This is a genomic window from Acidovorax sp. Root275 (assembly GCF_001428965.1).
Taxonomy (GTDB): domain Bacteria; phylum Pseudomonadota; class Gammaproteobacteria; order Burkholderiales; family Burkholderiaceae_C; genus Acidovorax; species Acidovorax radicis.
This window is the reverse complement of the sequence record NZ_LMJH01000001.1, coordinates 1,738,524-1,746,547: the sequence shown is the minus strand read 5'-3', so window position 1 is coordinate 1,746,547 and position 8,024 is coordinate 1,738,524. Positions and strand designations below refer to the sequence as shown.

General features: G+C 62.8%; 6 protein-coding genes and 1 tRNA gene. 1 reads left to right on the top strand and 6 read right to left on the bottom strand.

Annotation, left to right across the window (positions count from 1 at the left end):
• Nucleotides 1–457 precede the first annotated feature (457 nt).
• Entirely contained in the window at nt 458–994 is a 537-nt protein-coding gene (locus tag ASE52_RS07775; RefSeq protein ID WP_140426157.1) for a hypothetical protein, read from the top strand.
• Between the two features lie 92 nt (nt 995–1,086).
• Here the strand turns inward: ASE52_RS07775 and ASE52_RS07770 are convergent.
• The 6 genes from ASE52_RS07770 to ASE52_RS07745 all read right to left on the bottom strand — a co-directional run bounded on the left by ASE52_RS07770 (nt 1,087) and on the right by ASE52_RS07745 (nt 7,832).
• A tRNA-Thr gene (locus tag ASE52_RS07770) sits at nt 1,087–1,162 on the bottom strand.
• 12 nt (nt 1,163–1,174) lie between these two features.
• Nucleotides 1,175–2,182 carry a class 1 fructose-bisphosphatase gene (locus ASE52_RS07765; protein WP_010465823.1) on the bottom strand — a complete coding sequence of 336 codons (1,008 nt, stop codon included), beginning with the start codon at nt 2,180–2,182 and terminating at the stop codon, nt 1,175–1,177.
• A gap of 27 nt (nt 2,183–2,209) precedes the next feature.
• Nucleotides 2,210–4,960 carry an aminopeptidase N gene (pepN, locus tag ASE52_RS07760; protein ID WP_057224936.1) on the bottom strand — a complete coding sequence of 917 codons (2,751 nt, stop codon included), beginning with the start codon at nt 4,958–4,960 and terminating at the stop codon, nt 2,210–2,212.
• Entirely contained in the window at nt 4,944–5,618 is a 675-nt protein-coding gene (locus ASE52_RS07755) for an HAD family phosphatase (protein WP_010465821.1), read from the bottom strand. The genes pepN and ASE52_RS07755 overlap by 17 nt, the downstream gene beginning before the upstream one ends.
• A protein-coding gene (gene prfB, locus ASE52_RS07750) for a peptide chain release factor 2 (protein WP_100199503.1) occupies nt 5,618–6,722 on the bottom strand; the annotation gives its coding sequence in 2 pieces (ribosomal slippage) (nt 5,618–6,640 and nt 6,642–6,722; 1,104 coding nt in all). Before prfB ends, ASE52_RS07755 begins: the two co-directional genes overlap by 1 nt.
• Before the next feature lie 201 nt (nt 6,723–6,923).
• A complete protein-coding gene (locus ASE52_RS07745) occupies nt 6,924–7,832 on the bottom strand; it encodes an alpha/beta hydrolase (protein WP_057224933.1) in 909 nt (302 codons plus the stop codon).
• Nucleotides 7,833–8,024 lie beyond the last annotated feature (192 nt).

The window sequence follows — 8,024 nt, the reverse complement described above, 5'->3', positions numbered from 1 at the left end:
GGGCCGCTAGCTCATTTCTCTGAGCGGCCGCTCTCACGACTCACCACCGGCAGCTTGTGGCCGAATTCTGCCCTACGGTGATGGGCGCTAGCGGGCCCAAAGGCGAACTGTCATCGGTGCTGGCGGAGTGGTCAGATCGAAATGGACTCAGTGTTCAGGTGCGCCTGGAATACTCAGTCTGCTCCGGGACCAAGCCCGCAAAGTACAGCAAAGTACAGACCAGAGTCCGGCAATGGAACGAGTTTTCAGAGTCCATAAAGGAGAGTCCCCGCTGTGGGATTCGTGCTGGTGCTGGACAGCTCTTTTTAGGGGATGACATATCCCGGTCGAACGTTCCGCGCGCGCGAGGGCAAGCTATTGGCTTTTTGTCGGCCCAGACAGTGAGCATGTTCAGCACGCTGTAGACAACATTGATTCGTGAGCTCCAAAATGCGCAAAGACCTTGGAGGGGTTACAGATGGCTATAGCGATTGTTCATGTGGTGGGAGCTCTCGGTTTGACGACCATCTTTGGCGTGCTTGTGCTTGTCCTTGGAGGGTGGGAGCAAAAACGCAATTCCAGGCGCCGTATTCAGGAAGCAGCCATTGCTTTGGGCGTACCTGTTGCATCCTTGGAAAACGATCAAGCCCAGGTGCCGCGTCTGATTCAGTACATGGCACAGCGCAGTAGCGAAGAATTGCTGCGAAACAGAGTCTCCGACTTATGTGGGCTGTTCAGAACTTTATGGGGCTGGCTGGGGGGCATATTGCAGGTGTGCATTGTTGCTGGTGTAGGTTGGGCTATGTACACCGATGGCGTGGGCAATGCGGTAGTCATGTGGTCCGTGTTGGCTGCGGCAGTCTTCTTTTGGTTCGTAAGCGTTGCGTTTTCCTTCACATGCCTGCTTCTAACAGGTCGCTATCCTGGTGAAGCGAAGATGGCTCGAAAGTCAATCGCGACGGCGATTGAGCAGCAGAAGGTAGCCGAGGGCTTCAACGCAGTAGGCAAAGACTGAGTTTTTAGGCAATTTGCCTACAGATTGCCTACAAGCAACGGAAAAAGAAAAACCCCGCTACCCAAAAGATAGCGGGGTTTTCTTTACTGACTTGGTGCCGGAGAGATGAATCGAACACCCGACCTTCTCATTACGAATGAGCTGCTCTACCGACTGAGCTACACCGGCGTAAGCCTCAAATTATAGCGTGGAATGGTAACTCGTCACCCGCTCCACCTCATTTTTTGACCCCAGGATCACGCTCACACGTTCATGCAGCTGGGTCGGCTGGATGTCCAGAATGCGTTGTTTCCCATTGGTGGCGGCGCCGCCGGCTTGCTCGACCAACCAGCCCATGGGGTTGGCTTCGTACATCAGGCGCAGCTTGCCGGGCTTGTTGGGTTCGCGCTTGTCCCAGGGGTACATGAAGACGCCCCCGCGGGTGAGGATGCGGTGCACATCCGCCACCATGCTGGCAATCCAGCGCATGTTGAAGTCCTTGCCGCGCGGGCCGTCCTTACCCTGCAGACATTCGTCGATGTAGCGCTTCACGGGTTCGTCCCAATGGCGCATGTTGCTCATGTTGATGGCGAATTCCTTCGTGTCCTCGGGAATGCGGATGTTCTCTTCGGTCAGCACGAACGAGCCTTGTTCGCGGTCGAGTGTGAACATGGCCACGCCGTCGCCCACGGTGAGCACCAGGGTGGTCTGCGGGCCGTAGATGCAGTAGCCAGCGGCCACTTGCTGCGTGCCGGGTTGCAGGAAGTCGCCTTCCTCCACGCCACGGTCGCCATCGGGCTTCTTGAGCACGCTGAAGATGGTGCCGATGCTCACGTTCACGTCGATGTTGCTGGAGCCGTCCAGGGGATCAAACAGCAGCAGGTATTCGCCTTGCGGGTAGCGGTTGGGCACCAGGTAGATGCCGTCCATTTCTTCCGAGGCCATGGCGGCCAGGTGACCGCCCCATTCGTTGGCTTCGATCAGCACTTCGTTGGCGATGATGTCGAGCTTCTTCTGGATCTCGCCCTGCACGTTCTCGCTGCTGGCCGTGCCCAGCACACCGCCCAGCGCGCCTTTGTTGACGGCGTGGCTGATGCTCTTGCAGGCGCGGGCCACCACTTCGAGCAGCAGGCGCAGTTGTGACGGGATGAGGCCATCCACCCGTTGTTGTTCAACGAGGTAGCGGGTCAGGCTGATGCTTTTTGCCATGTCAGTCAGTCTTTTCTGGGTCGTGGTTTATTCGGCGAGTGCACGGGTCACGACCTCGCGCACGTCGTTGGAGAGCGCTGGCCTTGCGGCAACACGGGCGATGGCTTCGCGCGCGGAGGTGCGCCAGGGGTCTGCGAGTTTCTTCCAGCGGTCCAGGGCCCGGGCCAGGCGTGCGGCCACCTGGGGATTGATGGCGTCCAGCTCGATCACGCGGTCGCTCCAGAACACATAGCCCGCCGCGTCCGCTCGGTGGAAGGCGCCAGGGTTGGCACTGCAATAGCTGAAGATCACACTGCGCGCGCGGTTCGGGTTCTTCAGGCTGAAGTCCGGGTGCTGCATGAGCTGGCGCACGGCGGGCAGAACGTTGCCACCACGGTCGGGCGCGCCGGCCTGCAGCGCGAACCACTTGTCAATGACCAGGGGTTCGTCCTTGAACAGCGCATGGAAGCGTGCCAGGGCAGGGGCGGCCAGCTCACTGCCGCTGGCCACCAAGGCGGTCAGTGCGTTGAAGCGGTCGGTCATGTTGCTGGCCACCTTGAAGCGCTGGTAGGCCTTGCCGGGCCAGACCGCATCGCCCGTCTTCTGGGCGGCGATGCACAGCATGTGCAGCGCCAGCCCGCTGAGTGCGCGGCGGCCGGACGAGATGGGGTCGGGGCTGTAGCCTCCGGTGTCCTGGTTCTGCTCCCAGGCAGCTTCCCAGTCGGCCTGCAGCGACAGGGCCAACTGCTCGCGCATGGCTTCGCGTACTGCGTGAATGCGCTGTGGGTTCACCACCTCAAGCTGCTCGGCGATGTAGGTTTCGGACGGCAGCGTAAGCACCAGTTCCTTGAAGGCTGCATCGAGCGCCGGGTTGCGCAGCACGCTCCGCATGGCGTCCACAAACTCTGCAGAGAGAATTTGATGGTCAAATTGGCCGCTGGCGCTTGTCCCCATTGCGCTGTCAGCTATTGCATTAATAGCGGTTCGGAGCGCCAGGCGCTGGCCGGCTTCCCAGCGGTTGAAGGCGTCTGCGTCGTGCGCCAGCAGCGTGAGCAGCTGGGCATCGGTGTAGTCGATGTCGAGTACCACGGGAGCACTGAAGCCGCGCAGCAGGGACGGCACGGGCTCGGCATCCAGGTTCGTGAAGGTCAGTGTCTGCGATGCCTCGGTCAGCACCACCACGCGCGAAGTCGTGTGTGCAGTGCCCTCCGCAGCGCCTTCGCCCGCAAGGTGCAAGGGCAGAGCGGCGCCGGTGGTGGCATCGATGAGGCCCAGTTCTACCGGGATCACGAAGGGCTGCTTCTCGCTCTGGCCGGGCGTCGGGGCACAGCTTTGCGACAGCGTGAGCGCATAGCAGCGCGTGGCCGCATCGTAGCGGCCGGTGGCGCGCACGCGGGGTGTGCCTGCTTGGCTGTACCAGCGCTTGAACTGCGCGAGGTGCTGTGTGAGCGGGCTGCCCGGGTTGGCATCGGCGATGGCCTGCACAAAATCGTCGCAGGTCACGGCCTGGCCGTCATGGCGCTCGAAGTACAGCTTCATGCCCTTGGCGAAGCCTTCGCGGCCCACCAGGTTGTGCTGCATGCGCACGACCTCGGCACCTTTTTCGTAGATGGTGACGGTGTAGAAGTTGTTGATCTCGACGTAGCTGTCGGGGCGCACGGGGTGGGCCATGGGGCCCGCGTCTTCGGGGAACTGGGCGGTGCGCAGCACGCGCACGTCTTCGATGCGCTTGACGGCGCGGGCCGAGGGGCTGCCGGCCAGGTCCATGCTGAATTCCTGGTCGCGGAAGACCGTGAGGCCTTCCTTCAGGGACAGCTGGAACCAATCGCGGCAGGTCACGCGGTTGCCGGTCCAGTTATGGAAGTACTCGTGGCCCACCACGCTTTCGATGTTGGCGAAGTCGGTGTCGGTGGCGGTGGCTTCGCTGGCCAGAACGTACTTCGTATTGAAGATGTTCAGGCCCTTGTTCTCCATGGCGCCCATGTTGAAGTCGCTGGTGGCGACGATCATGAAGCGCTCCAGGTCCAGCGGCAGGCCGAAGCGGGCCTCGTCCCAGGCCACGCTGTACATCAGCGAGTTCATGGCGTGTTCGGTCTTGCCCAGATCACCTGGGCGCACGTAGACCTGCAGCAGGTGGTCGGTGCCCGAGCGGCTCTTGATCTTCTGCTCGCGGGCAACCAGCTTGCCTGCCACCAGGGCGAACAGGTAGCAGGGTTTCTTGTGCGGGTCCACCCACTTGGCAAAGTGGCGGCCGTCTTCCAGCGTGCCGCTGTCCACCAGGTTGCCATTGGACAGCAGCACCGGGTACTGGGCCTTGTCGGCACGCAGCGTGACGGTGTAGCTGGCCATCACATCGGGGCGGTCCAGGAAGTAGGTGATGCGGCGAAAGCCCTCGGCCTCGCACTGCGTGAAAAACGTGCCCTGGCTCACGTACAGGCCCATCAGGTGCGTGTTCTTGGCAGGGCAGCAGGTGGTGAAGATCTCCAGCGCGAAAGGTTCAGAACCTTCGGGAAGGTTCTCCAGCACCAGGCGTGAGCCTTCCATCTTGAACGAGGTGCCCTGGCCGTTGACCAGCACGCGCGCCAGGTTCAGGTCTTCGCCGTCGAGCTTGAGCGGCTGCGAGGCCACATCGGGGTTGCGGCGGAGCAGCATGCGGTTGAGCACGCGGGTCTTGTTGGGGTCCAGGTCGAAGGTGAGTTCGACGCTGTCGATCCAGTAGGCGGGGGCGGTGTAGTCCTCGCGGCGGATGGCGGTGGCGGGGCCTGCGCCGTCTCCGTCTGCGCTATGCAGTTGCAACATGGATGCTCTCCAGAAAGTCGGTGTTCATGAGTTCGGTGTAGTCGCGCACGGCGGTCAGTACGTGCGGGCCCGCCAGCTCATCTGCACTGTGCGTGCTGCAGATGGCCACGGCGCGCATGCCGGCCCGGCGGGCGGCCTCGATGCCAAAGGGGGCGTCTTCAAAAACGATGCAATGCTCTGGCGCTACCGCGATACGGCGCGCGGCCTCCAGAAAGATCGCGGGCTGGGGCTTTCCGGGCAGGCCTTCGTCGCCGCGCACGATGGCCAGCGGTGCGGGCTCCATGCCCAGGCGTGACATCGCGAACTCGACATTGTGGATGTCGCCGGCTGTACCCACAGCCACCTTCAGCCCGCGTTCAGTCACGCGCGCCGCAAAATGGCGAAAGCCCGCCACCTCGGTGAAGCGGGAGCCGAACAGTTCGCGGTAGATGTCTTCCTTCTCGCGCGTGAGCGCGTCGGCCTCATCCTGCGATACCTCGCGGCCCAGCAGTTCGCGGATGCATTCGGTGCCATTGCGGCCCGTGGTGCGGGCCATGAGGTCAGGCACGTCGATGTCCATGCCGCGACGGCGCGTGAACTCGACCCATGCCTGGGCGTGCCAGGGCATGGAGTCGATCATGGTGCCGTCCATGTCGAAGATGATGGCCTCGACGTGCATCACACGCCCTGCTTCAGGCTGGCTTCGATGAACGCGTCCAGGTCGCCATCCAGCACCTTCTGCGTGGCCGAGATTTCGACGTTGGTGCGCAGGTCCTTGATGCGGCTGTTGTCCAGCACGTAGCTGCGGATCTGGTGGCCCCAGCCCACATCGGTCTTGGTGTCTTCGAGCTTTTGCTGCTCTTCCTGGCGCTTGCGCATCTCGTGGTCGTACAGGCGCGAGCGCAGGCGCTGCCAGGCGATGTCGCGGTTGCCGTGCTGGCTGCGGCCGTCCTGGCACTGCACCACGATGCCGGTGGGCATGTGCGTCAGGCGCACGGCCGAGTCGGTCTTGTTGATGTGCTGGCCACCAGCGCCGGATGCGCGGTAGGTGTCGGTGCGCACATCGGCCGGGTTGATGTCGATCTGGATCGAGTCATCAATCTCGGGGTACACGAACAGGCTGGCAAAGCTGGTGTGGCGACCGCCCGACGAGTCGAATGGTGATTTGCGCACCAGGCGGTGCACGCCGGTTTCAGTGCGCAGCAGACCGTAGGCGTATTCGCCCTCGACCTTGATCGTGGCGCTCTTGATACCGGCCACGTCGCCCGGGGTTTCTTCCTCGACCGTGGTCTTGAAGCCCTTGCGTTCGGCGTACTTGAGGTACTGGCGCAGCAGCATGCTCGCCCAGTCGCAGGCCTCGGTGCCACCCGCGCCAGCCTGGATGTCCACAAAGCAGTTGAGCGGGTCGGCCTCCATGCGGAACATGCGGCGGAACTCCAGCTGCTCGATCTCGGGCTTGAGCTTGGCGGTTTCGGCCTCGATGGTCATCAGGCCACTTTCGTCGCCTTCTTCCTTGCTCATGTCATAGAGCTCGGTGTTGTCGGCCAGCTCGCGCGTGAGCTTGTCCAGCGTGAGCACCACGCCGTCCAGCGCCTTCTTTTCCTTACCCAGCTCCTGGGCCTTCTTCGGATCGTTCCAGACCGAAGGGTCTTCCAGCGATGCGTTTACCGTGCGCAGGCGTTCAAATTTGGCATCGAAGTCAAAGATACCTCCGTAACTCTTGCGTTCGCACGGTCAGGTCGGAAAGGGTGTTGCCAATGAGGTTGATACGTTCTGCGTCCATGATTCTTGTCCTGGGTGTTCTGTGGAATAACCCGCGATTTTCTCATGGGATGGGCCAGAGCCCTATCAATGTCCCCTGGCAGGGCCGACGGTGCGCACGAGGCTCTGCTCATTGGGGACGCTGCGGATGTGATTATTCAAATTTGATAGCTGCCAACGCTTGATGGATAAGCGCTGGAGGCCATTTTTATTCAAATCTGGTTCACGCTTCGTTCAGGAACTGTTCCATGAGCTGCGCCACCTGCTCGGGCTGGTCGTGGTGCAGCATGTGGCCCGCGTCTGCCACGACAGCGGTGCGGCAGGTGCGCACGTGGGTCAGGCGCTGGTGGTATTCGTCCAGGGTGTACCGGCCGCTCCACCATTGGCCCAGGCTGTCGCCGCTGGCTTCTACGGCCAGCACGGGGGCTGAAATGCGTTCGTAAAGGGCCAGGGCTTCGTCCACCCGAAACAGCTGTGCGCTCGTGATCTTGTGGGCTGGGTCGCCCAGGATCTCCCACAGGCCTTGCGCGTTGGGCCGCGCCCAGTGCTGGGCCAGCCATTGGGCCTTGTCCTCGGACAGGCGGGGATTGGTCTTCATGAGGCGGCGTGCCACGCCGTCGGCGCTGTCGTAGGTCTTCAGATCCTTGCTGCCCTGGTGCAGCTGCTTGATCTCGTCAATCCACTGCGCATAGCGCGTGGGCGCCTGCGCGGCCCGCGTGGCGGGCAGGCCAAAGCCTTCCAGGTTGACCAGCTTGCGCACGCGCTCGGGTCGCACCCCGGCATACATCATGGCCACGTTGCCGCCCATGCTGTGTCCCACCAGGTCGATGGCCTGACCGGGGGCGTAGTGGTCCAGCAGCAGGTCCAGGTCGGCCAGGTAGTCGGCAAAGAAGTAATGGTCGGCCTGCGCGCTGGACGTGAGCCCGAAGCCGCGCCAGTCCGGCGCGATGATGCGCCGCTGCTGCCGCAGTGCGTCCACCGTGAACTGGTAGGAGGCGCTGACGTCCATCCAGCCGTGCAGCAGCACCAGCGTGGGCAGGTCGCTCTGCTCAGGCCCCCAGTGGCGCACGTGGTAGTTCAGGTGGCGCAGCGTCAGCGTGCTGCTGCGGGAGGGTTGGAGGGGTTTGTACATGCGGCGGTGGTGCGGAGGGACGGGTGGGTACAAGGCAGGGGCCCGCCAGTTCGCCGCAGGGCGGCATTTTTGCAAAGCCCGGTGGGTGCCCGGCGCGGTGGCGCCAATGTTACGTCGGTGGTGCGGGCCGCGCAGCGAGTGCTGTCGCCTAGGCGGCTGCGCTGCCGGGGCCACTTGGCGGGCCTCGGGCAA

Excerpts from the sequence above, each read along its gene's own strand:
- ASE52_RS07745 (WP_057224933.1), bottom strand. The coding sequence starts at position 7,832 with ATGTACAAACCCCTCCAACCCTCCCGCAGCAGCACGCTGACGCTGCGC.
- ASE52_RS07755 (WP_010465821.1), bottom strand. The coding sequence starts at position 5,618 with ATGCACGTCGAGGCCATCATCTTCGACATGGACGGCACCATGATCGAC.
- ASE52_RS07775 (WP_140426157.1), top strand. The coding sequence starts at position 458 with ATGGCTATAGCGATTGTTCATGTGGTGGGAGCTCTCGGTTTGACGACC.
- pepN (WP_057224936.1), bottom strand. The coding sequence starts at position 4,960 with ATGTTGCAACTGCATAGCGCAGACGGAGACGGCGCAGGCCCCGCCACC.
- ASE52_RS07765 (WP_010465823.1), bottom strand. The coding sequence starts at position 2,182 with ATGGCAAAAAGCATCAGCCTGACCCGCTACCTCGTTGAACAACAACGG.